This is a genomic window from Thermoanaerobaculia bacterium, assembly GCA_035717485.1.
GTDB lineage: Bacteria > Acidobacteriota > Thermoanaerobaculia > UBA5066 > DATFVB01 > DATFVB01.
This window is the reverse complement of sequence record DASTIQ010000029.1, coordinates 1-15004: the sequence shown is the minus strand read 5'-3', so window position 1 is coordinate 15004 and position 15004 is coordinate 1. Positions and strand designations below refer to the sequence as shown.

Here is a 15004-nt window from a genome sequence, read left to right as displayed (position 1 = left end):
GTCTCTCCCAGCAGCGGATGCCAGGACCCGACCAACCAGGTCGCGGCGACGGGACCGAGCTGCGGCGACGGCATGATCACCTGGTACGGCGGCGCCGCCAACAGCGGTGCCTTCGCGAACGTCTACATCAACAGCAAGTGGAACTTCAACGTCAGCGGCCTCTATCAGCTCCCGCTCAACTTCAACCTCGCCGCGAACTTCTACGGCCGCCAGGGATACCCGATTCCCTACTACGTCCGTCAGAATCCCGGCGACGGTCTCGGCACCCGGAACGTGATCATCGGCAACCCGGATGACCACCGCAACAAGAACCTGTACGAGCTCGACATGCGTCTCGAAAAGGTCGTTCCGCTCTTCCAGAAGGCGGACCTCACCTTCTCGCTCGACGTGTTCAACGTGGCGAACTCGAACACGCCGCTCCAGAAGCGGAACCGGGCCTGCAACGGCTCGGATGGAGCCTGCTCCGCGCTCGGACAGAACGGCACGACGCAGACGTCGACCGCTCAGGCCAACGAGATCACGGAGACCCAGGCGCCCCGCACCCTCCGGTTCGGAGCTCGCTTGAGCTTCTAAACCGCCTCGGTTATCCTTCGGCCCCGCCGGGAATAAACGCCCGACGGGGCCTTTTTTATTGATGGGAAAGGAAGAATCGATGTCGGTGAAGAAATACAGCCTGGTCTTCCTCGCGGTCCTTTGCGCGTCCGCGCTCTCGGCACAGGACTGGACGGGGCGGGGGCGGCTCGAAGGCAACGTCAAGGATGCCGACGGCAAACCGATCGCGAACGCGACGGTGTCGCTGCGCTGGACGGACGGGAAGGGGCCGGACGTCAAGACCAACGACAAGGGGCACTGGGCGCGGATGGGCCTGAACGGGGGGCAGTGGAACGTCGACATCTCCGCCCCCGGCTATCAGACGAAGAAGACCTCCTTTCCGGTCTCCCAGGCGGCGCGAAACGAGCCGATCAACGTGACGCTCGAGAAAGCGGCTCCCCAGGAGGCGCCGCACGAGGAGCTCTCCGTCGGGGGCAAGAAGATCTCGAAGGAGACTGCCGACGCGATCGAGAAGGCGAACGCGGCGTGGAACGAGAAGAACTGGGCCGAAGCGCGCGCCAACTACGAGAAAGTGCTCGTCGACCTTCCGGACAACCAGGGCGTCCTCGAGCACCTGGAGCTCGCCTGCTACAACGCCAAGCAGTACGACGACGCGCTCAACTACGCGAAGAAGGTGGTCGCGGTCGCGCCCGACGACACGAACAGCTGGCTGATCATCGCCGAGATCGAGCTCCAGAAGGGAAACCTCGACGAAGGCAAGGCGGCGATGGAGAAGGTCCCCGACGAGAAGATCACGGATCCCGGGCCGTACCTGAACATGGGGATCAACTACTACAACAAGGGGCGCGCCGCGGATGCCGACCAGTGGTTCACCAAGGCGATCACCAAGGCGCCGGAGAGCCCCGACAACGCCGACGCCTACTACTATCGCGGACTGGCTCGCTATTCGGAGAAGCACGTCGACGACGCGAAGGCCGACTTCGAGAAGTACCTTCAGATCGCGCCGACGGGAACCAACGCCGACACGGTCAAGGAGCTCCTGAACTCGATGAAGCCGGGGAAGCCGGCGCGCAAGACGCCCTCCCACGGATGATTCCCGGGGCGGCGGGCGCCCGCGGCTCCCGTTGAAGAAAGTCGCGTTCCTCGTGCTGGCGGCGGCCCTCGGGGGCTGCCGCCGGCCGGCGGCGCCCGTTTCCGGTTCCGTCCGGGACGTCGTCCTCGTCACGATCGACACGCTGCGCGCGGACGCGCCCGGCTACGCGGGCGACGCGCGCGTCTCGACGCCGCAGCTCGACCGGATCGCCCGGGAAGGGCGGATCTTCACGCGGGCGCACGCGCAGAACGTCATCACGCTGCCATCCCACGTCAACATCCTCACGGGTCTCTATCCGTTCCAGCACGGCGTTCGCGACAACGACGGATTCCGGCTGGATCCGAAGATCCCGACGCTCGCGACCTTCCTGAAAGCCCGCGGGTACGCGACCGCCGCGTTCATCGGGGCGTTCCCGCTCGATGCGCGGTTCGGGCTCGCGAAGGACTTCGACGTCTACGACCAGCACTATCCGGAGGGTGTCGGTCCGTACGACTTCGTGATGTCCGAGCGGCCCGCCTCGGAGGTCGTCGCCGCCGCCCGCAAATGGTGGGAGGCGCCGGCGTCCGCGCCGCGGTTCCTCTGGGTCCATCTCTACGACTGCCATGCGCCGTATCGACCCCCGCCGCCCTTCGACCGCGAATACGCCGCCAATCCCTATCTCGGCGAGGTCGCCGGCGTCGATGCCGCTCTCGGGCCGCTGTTCGACGAGCTGCGGAGCGCGAAGGCGCCGCCGCTCGTCGTCGTCACCGGCGACCACGGGGAAGCGCTGGGGGATCACGGGGAGCTGACGCACGGACTCTTCGCCTACGAGGCGACGCTCCACGTCCCCCTCCTCGTCTGGTCGCCGGGCGCCGTCGCGCCGGGAACCGACGCGCGGCTCGCCCGGCACGTCGACATCGTCCCGACCGTGCTCGAAGCGGTCGGAGCCAAGAAGCCGGCCGGGCTCCCCGGCGAATCGCTTCTCGGAGGCCCCCCGGATTCGTCCGCGACGTCCTACTTCGAGGCGCTCTCCTCGAACCTGAACCGGGGCTGGGCGCCGCTCCGTGGGGAGATCGGCCGGAACGCCAAGTACATCGACCTGCCGATACCCGAGCTGTACGCGCTCGACGCCGACCCCGGCGAGAAGCAGAACCTCTTTTCCGCCGACGACGCGCGGGTCCGCGTGCTGAAGAACGCGATTCCGCGGGATGCCGGCAACGTCGCCGCGCGTTCGGTCTCGTCGGAGGAACGCGCCCGCCTCCAGAGCCTCGGGTACCTCAGCGGGAGCGCCGCGACGAAGGCGCACTACGGCCCCGAGGACGACCCGAAGAACCTCGTCGCGCTCGACCAGTCGATCCACGAGCTGGTCGATCTCTACCAGCGGGGGAGAATCGACGATGCGCTCCGGCGCGCCGCCGACGTCGTGAAGGCGAGGCCCTCGATGCGGACCGGCTACGATTTCCTGGCCTTCCTCCAGGCGCAGGCGGGCAACGACGCCGCCGCGATCGCGACCCTGGAGGCGGCCGACCGGCGGGGCCTGATCGACGATCCCCTCCGCTCGCGGTGGGGACTCCTCTGCGCGGAATCGGGACGGGCGTCGGACGCGCTTCGCGTCCTCGCTCCGCTTTCGACGAGCCGCGATCCCGACGCGTTGAACGCGATCGGCATCGCGCTCGCGACGGCGGGCCGGACGAAGGAGGCGATCGCGAAGTTCGAGGACGCGGCCGCCGCCGATCCCCGGAGCGGGCAGCCCTGGCAGAACATCGGCATCACGCGCCTCCAGGCGGGGGACGTCCCCGCGGCCCTCGACGCGTTCGGACGCGCTCTCGCCCTCAACGACCGCCTGCCGCGCGCCTGGAACGCCCAGGGCGTCGCGCTCATGCGGTCGGGCCGCCCGCCCGACGCGATCGCGTCGTGGAAGAAGGCGGTCGCGCTCGACCGGAACCAGTTCGACGCGCTCTTCAACATCGCGCTCGTCGCGCACGGGATCGGGGACGACGCCGATTCCCGCGGAGCGCTCGAGGAATTCATCGCCCGCGCGCCGGCGGCACGCTACGGACCGGACATCGCGCGGGCGAGGCAGCTCCTGGCGCAGCTGCGGGAAAACAAAGGCTGACCGGGCGACCGGGAAAGGCGGCGAAATGCGGGAACATCGAGAGAATCGACCGAAGCCGAGGGGAGCGCGCTCGGCGCGTCTCGCGGCGATCGGCGCCGTCCTGGGCGGCGTCGCCCTGGGGCTCGCCGGCTGCGGGCGCGGCGGCTCGCGGACCTTCCGCCGCGCTCCCGTGATCCTGATCTCGATCGACACGCTCCGTGCCGACCACCTTCCCGCGTACGGGTACCGCCAGGTCAAGACGCCGGCGATCGACGCTTTCCGGCGCGACGCCGTGCTCTACGAGAACGCGTACAGCCACGTCCCGCTCACCCTCCCGTCGCACACGACGATGATGACGGGATTGCTGCCGCCGCAGAACGCCGTCCGCGACAACGTCGGATACGTCCTCGGGCCGGGGCACGCGACGCTGGCGTCGACGCTCAAGGAGAACGGATACGCGACGGGGGGCGCGATCTCGGCGGTCGTCCTCACCGCGACGACCGGCATCAATCGGGGATTCGATTTCTTCGAGGATGCCGTCGAGGCGCAGACGGAGACCGCGAGCCTCGCGCAGGTCCAGCGCTCCGGATTCGACACGGAGAAGATCGCCGAGCAGTGGATCTCCCAGCACGAGAAGGCCCCCTTCTTCTTCTTCCTGCACCTGTACGAGCCCCATACGCCGTACAAGCCGATCCCGCCCTTCGACGCGGAGTACCACGACCGGCCCTACGACGGCGAGATCGCGACGGTCGATCAGATCGTCGGGAAGTTCACGGACTACCTCCGCCGGGAGGGGATCTACGAGCGGGCCCTCGTGCTCCTCGTCTCCGATCACGGGGAAGGACTCGGCGAGCACGGCGAGATGGAGCACGGCGTCCTGTTGTACCGCGAGACGCTGCACGTCCCCATGATCGTCAAGCTCCCGAAGGAAACGGACGCGGGGCAGTCCGTCGCCGCTCCGGTCGGCCTCGAGGATCTCTTCCCGACGATCGCGACCGTCGTCGGAGTGCCCGGACCCGCGGATCTCGCGGGAAAGGCCCTGCCGTTCTCCGCCGCGGAGGCGCGCGGCTTCCCGGTCCGCGACATCTACAGCGAGACGCTCTATCCGCGTTATCACTTCGGCTGGAGCGATCTCGCCGCGCTGACGAACGACCGCTTCGAGTACATCCACGCCCCGAAGGACGAGATCTACGACATCGTCGCCGATCCGGAGCAGAAGCGGGATCTCGCCGCCGGCCTGCCCGCCCCCTTCCGGCGCATGCGCAACGCGCTCTTCGCGATGGACCGCCCGCGGCAGGCGCCGGGGCACGGCGACCCCGAGCAGGTGAAGAAGCTCGCGGCGCTCGGATATCTCGGTTCGGCGGCGCCCGCCGAGAACGCCACGAACCTCGCGAACCCCATCGATCGGATCGACGAGCTCACGATGCTCCACAAGTCGATCGGGCTCTACGTCGAGAGAAAGTACGACGAGGCCGTCACGCTGCTGCAGGAGCTCCTCCGCAAGGAGCCGGCGATGACCGACGCCTGGCAGCAGCTCGCCAACACGTACCACAAGATGGGGCGCACCGAACAGTCGCTCGCCGCGCTGCAGCAGGCGGACCGGTACAAGCCGGGGGACCCGATCACGCTCGCCTCGATCGCCAACGAATACTTCGACCTCGGAGAGACGTCGCAGGCCCGGCTCTTCGCGGAACGGTCGATCGCGGTGTCCGGGCCGGCGGAAGCGCACGAGGTCCTCGCCTCGGTCCTGCTCCACGACAAGGATTTCGCCGGCGCGGAGCGCGAGGCTCGCGTCGCGCTCGACCGCGGCCACATGGGGCACGTGAAGCCTTCGATGATCCTCGCCCAGATCGCGCGGGCCCGCGGCGATCTTCCGGGGGCTCTCGCGCAGCTCAACGCCATCGAAGCGAGTCTCCAGACCCGGGAGGAGCGCCAGGTGAGCAACCTCCACTTCTACAAGGGAGACATCTTCGCGCGGATGGGACAGAACGCTCCGGCGGAGCAGGAATTCCGTCAAGAAGTGCATTACTTCCCCGGCAATCCCGTGGGGTGGACGTCTCTGGCGTTCCTGCTCGCGAGCGAAGGCCGTTCGGCGGAGGCCCGGCAGACCCTGCTGCAGATGGTGAAGGAAGCGCCGACGCCGCGTTCGTACCGGGCGGCCGCGGAGACCTTCCGCATCCTCGGCGATCCGGCGGCGGCGGCCTTCTTCCGCCAGCGCGCCGCGGAGTCCGCGCGGCAATCGGCCGTCCCGGTGTCTTAAGAAGTCGCGCTCCGCGTTTGTGCCCTCCGGCCCCGGGGTGTAAAGTTGAGTTTCCAGGAACCGCCGGTGTCGAAACTTCCGGTCTTCGCCGTCACCGTCGTCGCGATCGCGGCCGCGGCGGCGCTGCGGGCGGGCTCCCGGGAACCGGGGGCCGTCCACGAGACCGCGGAAGTCACCCTCGTGCAGGTGCCCGTGAACGTGACCGGCCGGGACGGGAAGCCGATCCGGAATCTCACGGAAAAGGACTTCACCCTCGAGGACGACGGACACCGCCAGAAAGTGCTCGCGGTCGACACGCTCGACTTCTCGCGCCGCAACCGCGTGTCCGGCCTGCCGAGCGACCTCCCGGTGGCGGGGAGGCGCCACTTCCTCCTCCTGTTCGATTTCTCGTTCGCGACGCCCAACGAGATCGCGCGCTCGCGGCAGGCGGCGCTCGCCTTCGTTCGAACCGGCATGGGCCCCGACGATCTCACCAGCATCGCGACGCAATCCGTCGAGCAGGGCGTCCAGCTCCTCCTGAACTTCACCAACGACCGTCGCCAGCTCGAGGCCGCCGTCCAGCGGGTCGGGCTCCCGCTCCTCACCGATCACATGCGCGATCCGCTCGCCTTCGCTTTCGTGCTCCCGGGCGATCCCAACGCGGCCAAGCTCACCCCGGCCGAGCAATACCGGGACTCGTCGGCGGGAGAGATGGCGGCGTCCGCCAAGATCTTCTCGATGCTCGCCCAGAAGACCGCCGACCGTTTCGCGGAGGGGCGCGTCGCGCGCCAGCTCGGCGGGATCGGCGGGCTCGGCCACGCGCTCGACGTCGTCGAAGGGCGGAAGCTCGTCATCTACTTTTCGGAAGGCTTCGATTCTTCCCTGCTGTACGGGAACATCCTGAGGTCCGGCGAAGACAACCAGGCCGACAACGACGCGATGTCGGCCGGTCAGCTCTGGTCGGTCGATCTCGACAAGCGCTACAACAACACCGCCCTCGAGCGCCGCCTGGCCGACACCATGGAGATCTACCGGCGTTCCGACTGCGCGATCTACCCGGTCGACATCGCCGGCCTCCGCGACTCCTCGGACGCGAGCCTCGGCACCCGCGTCTCGTACGGACGCGAGTCGCTCTTCGCGATCGCCTCCGCGACCGGCGGAGAGGTCATCGAGAACTCGAACGATCTCGAGAGCCAGCTCCAGAGAATCGTCGAGAAGACGAGCTTCGTCTACGTCCTCTCGTACCGGCCGTCGCATCCCGGGAAGCCGGGACAATTCCACGAGCTCAAGGTCAAGGTCGACGCGCCCCACGCGCGCGTTTCGGCCCGGGCGGGATACTACGACTCCCGCTCCTTCGGCGCCCTGTCGCCGCTCGAACGGGTCTTCTCGGCGGCCGACGTGATCAACGACGGCCGCACGCCGGGCAAGATCCCGCTGCACGTGGCGGCGCTGCCGATGGCCGGCAAGAGCTTGAACCCGGTCCCCGTGATCGTCAGCGTTCCCCCGGCGTTTTTCGCGAAGCTTCCCGCCGACGGGGATATGCGGGTCGGCATCTACGGCTACGTCAGCGACGAGCGGGGCGCTCTGGCGGACTACTTCTCGCGCTCGGTCACGATCGAGCTCGGGAAGCTCCGGAACGCGCTCGGCGCCGGCGGATTCACGTACCTCACGACGTGTCATCTCGTTCCCGGGAACTACCGGCTCCGCGTCCTCTTCCGCAACGAAACGTCGGGGGATTACGGGTTCTCCCAATCCGATCTCCCGGTGACCGAACTGGCGACGGGCGGCTTCGAGGTCCTTCCCCCCGTGTTCGTCGACGGAGCGGGAGACGGCGTCAACATCCGGGATGCCGCCGCGAACGCTCCGTCGGACGGCATCTTCACGATCGGCGACCGGGCGTTCGCGCCGCGCGTGAGCCCGGACCTGGCGCCCAATTCGACGGCGCGGCTCTGCCTCGTCGTCATCCAGAACGAGTCCGGCTCGGGAATGATGCCGTTCACGATGGATGCCGAGCTCGTTCCGGGCGACGGCGGGGCGCGCGTCCCGGCGAAGGTCCGCCTGCTCGGGCGGACTCCGCTCGCCGCCGACGGCATGTGGAAGCTCGTTCTCGAGCTCGACACGTCGGGGCTGCGCGCGGGCCGCTGGTCGCTGCGGCTCGGCGTGCGGGCCGACGGCGTCCCCGCCACCGAAACCGAGGCGGCTTTCACCGTCTCCTGATCCGTTATCCTGTCCCGGGACGTCGCATCGTGAGAAAACTCGTGCATTCGCGCGCCGCCGCGGCGATCCTCCTCGCGTGCGCGGGGATTCCGGCGGCGTGCCGCCGCGCCGGACCTCCGACCGTCGTCCTGATCTCGATCGACACGCTCCGGGCGGACCACCTCCCGGCATACGGGTACGCGAAGGTCGCGACGCCGGCGATCGACGCGCTGCGCCGCGACGGCATCCTGTTCACGGCGGCGTACTCGCACGTTCCGCTGACGCTCCCGTCCCATGCGACGCTCCTGACCGGGCTGCTCCCGTTCGAGAACGGCGTCCGCGACAACGCCGGGTTCCGGCTCGCCCCGGGAAGCTCGACGATCGCGACGGTTCTGCGCGGCCGCGGGTTCGCGACGGGTGCCGCGGTCTCGTCGTTCGTCCTCCGGCGCGACCGCGGCCTCGACGCGGGGTTCGACCTCTACGACGACACGGTGGGGGGACCCGCCCGGGAGCGGGCGGGTGTCGAAACGGTGCGGGCGCTGACGGCATGGGCGCGCGGCGCCGGCAGCCGTCCTCTGTTCCTGTTCGCCCACCTCTACGAGCCTCACGCTCCGTACGCGCCGCCCGAGCCGTACCGGAGCGCCTACCGTTCCGCTCCGTACGACGGCGAGATCGCGGCCGCCGACGCCGCCGTCGGAGAGCTGGTCGGGTTCCTCCGCGGGGCGGGGCTGTACGACCGCGCCGCGATCGTGCTCCTGTCGGATCACGGCGAGGGCCTCGGCCAGCACGGGGAGGACGAGCACGGCGTGTTCCTGTACCGCGAGGACGTGCGCGTCCCGCTGATCGTCAAGCTCCCCGGCGCGGAGCGGCGCGGGACGACCGTGGACGCGCCCGCGGGGCTCACCGACGTCCTTCCGACGATCGCGGAAATCGCGGGAGCGGCGGTCCCCGCGAAAGCGCACGGCGTGTCGCTCCTCGCGCTCGCGCGGGGTGCCTCGCCCACCCGCGACATCTACAGCGAGACGCTGTACCCGCGGTTCGCGCTCGGCTGGAGCGACCTGGCTTCGCTCGAAAACGCGCGGTTCCAGTACGTGCAGGCGCCGCGGCCCGAGCTCTACGATCTGCGATCGGATCCGGGCGAGACGCGGAACCTCGTCCCCGCGCGCCCGCCGGAGCTCCGGCGCCTCGCCGTCGAGCTCGCCGGGATGTCCCGGCCCTTCCAGGCTCCCTCCGCCGTTTCCGCCGAAGAGGTGCGCACGCTCGCCTCGCTCGGATATCTCTCGGGCGCGGGAGGAGGGAAACCGGGCGCGTTGCCCGATCCGAAGGACCACGTGGCGGCGCTTCGAAGTTTCCGCGCGCTCTTCGACCGGCACGCCGCGGGAGACTTCGCCGGCACGATCGCCGCCGCGCGCGAAGTTCTTCGCGACAGCCCGACGTCCTTCTCCGCGCGCGAGATGCTCTCCGACAGCCTCGTCCGGACGGGCCGCGCCGCGGAAGGGTGCGACGTGCTCACCGCCGCTGTCCGGGAGGCGGGTCCCGACGTGTCGCGGGAACAGCTCGCGCAGGCCTACGACAACCTGTCGGTGCTCCTCGCGCGGCTCGGCCGGACGGAGGAGCGCGATCGGCTCGTCGCCGACGCGGCGCGTCGAGGGATCGCGGGTCCGGAGATGAAAACCGACCTCGCCCGCTCGCGGATCGCGGAGGGAAAGCCGGCCGAGGCGATCGCCATCCTGGCCGACCTTCCCGATCCGGGGGCCCGCGCTCTCGTCGCGCTCGGCATCGCCGAAGCGGAGACGGGCCGCGCGGCCGAAGCGGAGTCCGCCTTCCAGCGGGCGCTCGCGAAGGAGCCGCGCGATGCGGAGGCGGCCTTCAACCTCGGGACGCTTCTTCTCGGGGCGGGGCGCACGGAAGACGCCGTCGCATGGCTCGGTCGCGCGTGCGAGTGGGCGCCGGAAGATGCCGCGGCCTGGTCATCCCTGGGGCTCGCGCGTGCCCGTCAGGGAAACGAGCCGGCGGCCGGGGAGGCATGGAAGCGGGCGCTCCAGATCGACGGGCGCCAGCCGGACGCCCTCTTCAATCTGGCGCTCTGGGAGGGCCGGCGCGGTGCCGCCCCGGAAAGCGCCGCCCTCCTGCGCCGATTCCTCGCTCTCCCTCCTCCGCCGCGCTACGCGGCGCAGGCCGAGCAGGCCCGGCGGATCCTTGCCGCGGGAGGGGCGCGATGACGCCACGCGGGAGAGCTCGGCGCGGGCCGGCGGCGGTCTGCGCCCTGCTCGTCGCTCTCGCCGCATCGATGGCGGAAGGCCGCCCGGCCGCGCCCGCGGATCCCGCCCCGGCGCTCGCCGAGCTGCGGCGCGAGATCGAGAGCGCGCACCCTCCGTCCCTCGCGGAACAATCGAGACGCCTGACGGGCATCGGCGAGCGCTATCTCGCCTCCGGCGATCCGGCGCGCGCGATCGAGCTCCTGTCGGAGGCCGTCGCGGACGATCCCGACAACGGAGCGGCGGCCGCCGAGCTCACGCTGGCCTACGTCCGGCACGGCGATCTCGAGTTCGCGGAGTTCTATCTCGACGCCGCGATCCGGACGAGTCACGCCGATCCCGCCGACGCCCGGGTCTTTCTCGAGCTCGGGGAGCTGTATGCCGAACGCAACCGCACGAGCGAAGCCCTCCGCGCCTGGGAAGAGGCGCTCCGCCTGGGAGGCGACGATCCGTCGATCCGGGCCCGGATGGGAAAGCTGAGGAGGGACTGGGCCTACGGGCACGGACAGCAGTACTTCGAGGGGAGCGCGTTCGAGGCCTTCTACGACCCCGGGGTGCCCGTCGACGCCGTCGAATCGACGCTGCATTTCCTCGACGAGCGCCGGACCGAGCTCGCGGGTTTCTTCGAGAGTCCGCTCGCGGCGTCTCCCGTCGTGATCCTGTACCAGGGGCGGCGCTATTTCAGCTGGATGGACACGCCCGACTGGGTCGGCGGGGTCTACGACGGTCGCATCCACGTCCCTCTTCCGCCCGACGGCCCGGAGGCGGAGAGCTACCGCGGGCTGCTCTCGCACGAGCTCGCGCACGCCTTCATTTCGGAGATCTCGCGGGGGCGCGCGCCGGGGTGGCTCCAGGAGGGCGTGGCTCAGTACGTGGAGGGAAGGCGGATCTCCGCGGCCGAGGCGGCGAAGACGCTCGCCGTCATTCCCCTCGATTCGCTGGCGGAACTCTCCTCGTCGTTTTCCCAGAGGACCGATCGGGACAGGGCGCGCGCGGCGTACCGGCTGGCCCTCTACTGCGTGCAGGAGCTCATCCGGGAGCATGGCGCGGGCGCGGCGTCGTGCGTCCTGCGCGACCTCGGGGCGGGGATGCCTCTCGAGACCGCCGTCCGAGCCGAGACGGGCCGGGCGCTGTCGGACCTCGAGGCGGAATGGCGCGCAACGCTTCGCCGGTCCGCGCCGCGCCGAGGCTAGTCCGCCCTGTTCCCGGTTTCGCGGGCCTGCTAGAGTGGGGGAGCATGAGAAGAATCGCCGCCGTCATCGGAGTCCTCGCGGCCGCCGGCGCATGCCGGCGCGCCCAGCCCGTCCGGGAGATCCCGATGGCTCCCGCGCACGCCGAGGAGCCCGGAGCGCCGTCGGCGCCGGCCGTCGCGGTCTCCGCGACCGGACCGGTACGCGTCGCCGGCATCGCGTTCACGCCTCCGTCGTCGTGGCGGAGAGAGGCGCCGGAATCGTCGATGCGCGTGGCCCAGTTCGGGATTCCCGGCTCTTCGGGAGAGAAGGACGGCACGGTCGCCGTCTACTATTTCGGGAGCGGCCAGGGAGGCGGAATCGCCGAGAACGCGAAGCGCTGGCAGGATCAGTTCACGGACGCGACGCCCGGCCCGGTCACGAGCCTCGAACGCAGCGGCCTGAAGGTGACGGTCGTCACGACGCAGGGAACGTACGCGTCGGGGATGCCGATGGGCCCTTCGACGCCGGAGCCGGGATTCGCCCTGTGGGGCGCGATCATCGAGGCGCCGCAGGGGAACGTCTTCGTGAAAGCGACGGGACCGAAGGCGCTCATCGAACGGTCCCGCCCCGACTTCGACGCGCTCCTCGCCTCGCTCCAGTCGTCCACATCGATGTGACGGAATCGCTCGCGAGGATCGCGCGCGACGTCGTCGACTGCCGCCTCTGCCCGCGGCTCGTCGCCTGGCGCGAGGAGGCGGCGGCGGAACCGCCGCGGCGGTTCCGCGGAGAACGCTACTGGGCGCGTCCGCTGCCCGCGTTCGGAGACCCGGCCGCCCGGGTGCTCCTCGTCGGACTGGCGCCCGCGGCGCACGGGGGGAACCGGACCGGCCGCATCTTCACCGGCGACTCGTCGGGAGATTTCCTCTTCGCCGCGCTTCACGCCGCGGGATTCGCGAACCGCCCTCACTCGGTCTCCCGGAACGACGGCCTGGCGCTCAGGGGCGTCCTCGTGACGGCGGCCGCGCGCTGCGCCCCGCCCGGCAACCGGCCGACTCCCGCGGAATTCGATCGCTGCCGGCCCTACCTCGTCCGCGAAATCGCGGCGCTCCCGGACCTGCGCGTCGTCGTCGCGCTCGGCGGCCTCGCGTTCGATCGCACGCTGCGGGCGTTCCGTGCCGCCGGCCTCGCGATCCCGCCGCCGCGGCCGCGTTTCGCGCACGGATCGGAAGCGGCGATCGGCCCGTACACGCTCCTCGGCGCGTATCACCCGAGCCAGCAGAACACGTTCACGGGGAGGCTGACGCCCGCGATGCTCCGCGCGGTGCTCCGGCGCGCGGGGAGGATCGCGGGACTCGCGCGCATGGTGGACTGAGCTCGAACGGAACACGCCTCTCGATGCATCGCCGCGCGCGCTTCGGTTAAGATCGCGGCGCTCATGCGGGACATCAAGGCGCGCGTCACATCGCGGACCGACCACGCGCCCGGGCTCTTCTCCCTCCACTGCTCGGCGCCGGACCTCGCCGCCGGCGTGCGCGCGGGGCAGTTCGCCATGATCGGAGTCGAAGGAAGGAGCCGTCCCTTCCTGCGCCGGGCCTTTTCGGTCGCCGACGTCGACCGGCACGCCGGGACCGTCGAGTTCCTCGTCAAGGTCGTCGGCGTCGGAACCGCGTGCCTCTCGGCGCTCGTTCCGGGCGAGGAGGTCGCGCTGCTCGCACCTCTCGGGAACGCGTTCACGGCTTCGGACCTCGCGCGCGGAGATCGCGTCGCGATCGTCGCGGGAGGCGTCGGCGTCGCCCCCTTTCCCCTGCTCCTCCGGGAGCTCGGGTCGCGAGGCGTCGTCGCGGACCTCTTCTTCGGCGGTCGCTCCGCTCCCGACCTCGCCTACCGCGCGAAGATCTCGCCGCTCGTCACCGGGGCGGAGAAGGACGCGACCGACGACGGGACCGCCGGGGAGCCGGGCCGCGTGACCGACCTCCTCGCGCGGACGCTCGGCGGGGGAGGGGGATATCGCCGCGTTTACGCCTGCGGGCCGACGCCGATGTTCCGCTCGCTCGCGAGGGTCCTCGACGGAAAAGGGATCGCCGCCGAATTCTCGACGGAGGCCCCGATGGGCTGCGGCTTCGGCGTCTGCCTCGCGTGCGTCCTCCCGAAGCCCGGGGGCGGATTCCTCGTCTCCTGCCAGGAAGGGCCGATCCTCGCCCCTTCCGCGGTGGACTGGAGCCGTTGCCGATGACGTCGAGTTATCTGTCGGTCGCGCTCGGCCCGGTGCGCCTGGCCAATCCGATCGCCACGGCGTCGGGCACGTTCGGGTACGGTCTCGAATTCGCGGACGTCCTGGATCTCTCCTCGATCGGCGCCCTCTTCACGAAAGGGCTTTCGCTGCAGCCCCACGAGGGCAACGCGCCGCCGAGGATCTGCGAGACGCCCTCGGGAATGCTGAACGCGATCGGCCTGCAGAACGTCGGGATCGAGACGTTCCTCCGCGAGAAACTTCCGCTGCTGGCCGCGGCCGGCGCGACCGTCTTCGCCAACATCTGGGGAGACGAGGAAGAGGAGTACGTCGAGATCGCGCGCGCCCTCTCGGGAGCGCCGGGTCTCGCCGGGATCGAGCTCAACATCTCCTGTCCGAACGTGCGCAAGGGGGGGATGCTGTTCGGCAACTCGCCGGAGGCGACGGCGTCGCTCGTGGGGAAGGTTCGAAAAGCGACGGACGCGCCGCTCGTCGTGAAGCTCTCGCCCAACGCCCCGGACCTCGTCGAATCCGCGCGCGCGGCGCGGGGCGCCGGAGCGGACGTGCTTTCGCTCGTCAACACGTTCGTCGGAATGGCGGTCGATCCCGAAACCGGGGCGCCCCGGATCTCGTTCGGGACCGGCGGGCTTTCCGGTCCGGCGATCCGTCCGCTCGCGGTGCGCATGGTCCACCAGGTCCATCGCGCGCTGCCGGACGCCCCGCTCTGGGGGATCGGCGGAATCGAGACGCTCTCGGACGTGCTCGAATTCATGGCCGTGGGGGCTTCGGCCGTGCAGGTGGGAACGGCGAATTTCCGCGACCCCGGGGTTTCCGCGCGGCTCGTCCGGGAGCTCGACGCGTGGTGCGCCGAGCGCTCCATCGCGGCGCGCGACCTGATCGGGAGGACGCCGTGACGGGCGCGCGGGAGAAGATCTGCGTCGCGCTCGATTTCGCCGGCTCCTCCGACGCGCGGGAGTTCGCCGCACGCGTCCGGGGCCGGTGCGGGTGGTTCAAGATCGGCCTCGAGCTCTTCGTCTCCGAGGGCCCGGGGCTGGTCGCGGAGATCGCGCGCTCGGGAAAGGTGTTCCTCGACCTCAAGCTCCACGACATCCCGAACACCGTCGCGGCCGCCGCGAAAGCCGCCGTGCGGACGGGAGCGTCGCTCGTCAACGTCCACGCCTCCGGAGGGC

General features: G+C 70.3%; 12 protein-coding genes. All 12 read left to right on the top strand.

Going from position 1 to position 15004, the window contains the following annotated elements; all coding sequences use genetic code 11:
• The coding region (locus VFS34_01285; protein HET9793064.1) for a hypothetical protein at positions 1–573 on the top strand (573 nt) is incomplete at its 5' end.
• A gap of 79 nt (positions 574–652) precedes the next feature.
• Positions 653–1645, top strand: coding sequence for a tetratricopeptide repeat protein (locus VFS34_01280; GenBank protein ID HET9793063.1), 993 nt, complete (start codon positions 653–655; stop codon positions 1643–1645).
• Positions 1646–1676: 31 nt separating this feature from the next.
• Positions 1677–3740: a sulfatase-like hydrolase/transferase gene (locus tag VFS34_01275; GenBank protein HET9793062.1), complete on the top strand. Its 2064-nt coding sequence runs from the start codon at positions 1677–1679 to the stop codon at positions 3738–3740.
• A 25-nt stretch (positions 3741–3765) separates the two neighbouring features.
• Entirely contained in the window at positions 3766–5979 is a 2214-nt protein-coding gene (locus VFS34_01270; GenBank protein HET9793061.1) for a sulfatase-like hydrolase/transferase, read from the top strand.
• A gap of 66 nt (positions 5980–6045) precedes the next feature.
• Complete coding sequence (locus VFS34_01265; GenBank protein HET9793060.1) at positions 6046–8175, top strand: VWA domain-containing protein; 2130 nt, start codon at positions 6046–6048, stop codon at positions 8173–8175.
• 29 nt (positions 8176–8204) lie between these two features.
• Positions 8205–10376 (top strand): sulfatase-like hydrolase/transferase, encoded by a 2172-nt coding sequence (locus tag VFS34_01260; GenBank protein ID HET9793059.1) that lies wholly within the window; start codon positions 8205–8207, stop codon positions 10374–10376.
• Positions 10373–11605: a tetratricopeptide repeat protein gene (locus tag VFS34_01255; GenBank protein HET9793058.1), complete on the top strand. Its 1233-nt coding sequence runs from the start codon at positions 10373–10375 to the stop codon at positions 11603–11605. The genes VFS34_01260 and VFS34_01255 overlap by 4 nt, the downstream gene beginning before the upstream one ends.
• 44 nt (positions 11606–11649) lie before the next feature.
• A complete protein-coding gene (locus VFS34_01250) occupies positions 11650–12261 on the top strand; it encodes a hypothetical protein (GenBank protein HET9793057.1) in 612 nt (203 codons plus the stop codon).
• Positions 12258–12956, top strand: a complete 699-nt coding sequence (locus tag VFS34_01245) for a uracil-DNA glycosylase (GenBank protein HET9793056.1) — start codon at positions 12258–12260, stop codon at positions 12954–12956. The genes VFS34_01250 and VFS34_01245 overlap by 4 nt, the downstream gene beginning before the upstream one ends.
• A gap of 63 nt (positions 12957–13019) precedes the next feature.
• Positions 13020–13817 (top strand): dihydroorotate dehydrogenase electron transfer subunit, encoded by a 798-nt coding sequence (locus VFS34_01240; GenBank protein ID HET9793055.1) that lies wholly within the window; start codon positions 13020–13022, stop codon positions 13815–13817.
• A complete protein-coding gene (locus tag VFS34_01235; protein ID HET9793054.1) occupies positions 13814–14728 on the top strand; it encodes a dihydroorotate dehydrogenase in 915 nt (304 codons plus the stop codon). The genes VFS34_01240 and VFS34_01235 overlap by 4 nt, the downstream gene beginning before the upstream one ends.
• Positions 14725–15004, top strand: a 280-nt coding sequence (locus tag VFS34_01230; protein ID HET9793053.1) for an orotidine 5'-phosphate decarboxylase / HUMPS family protein, incomplete at its 3' end; no start/stop codon positions are given. The genes VFS34_01235 and VFS34_01230, both read left to right, overlap by 4 nt.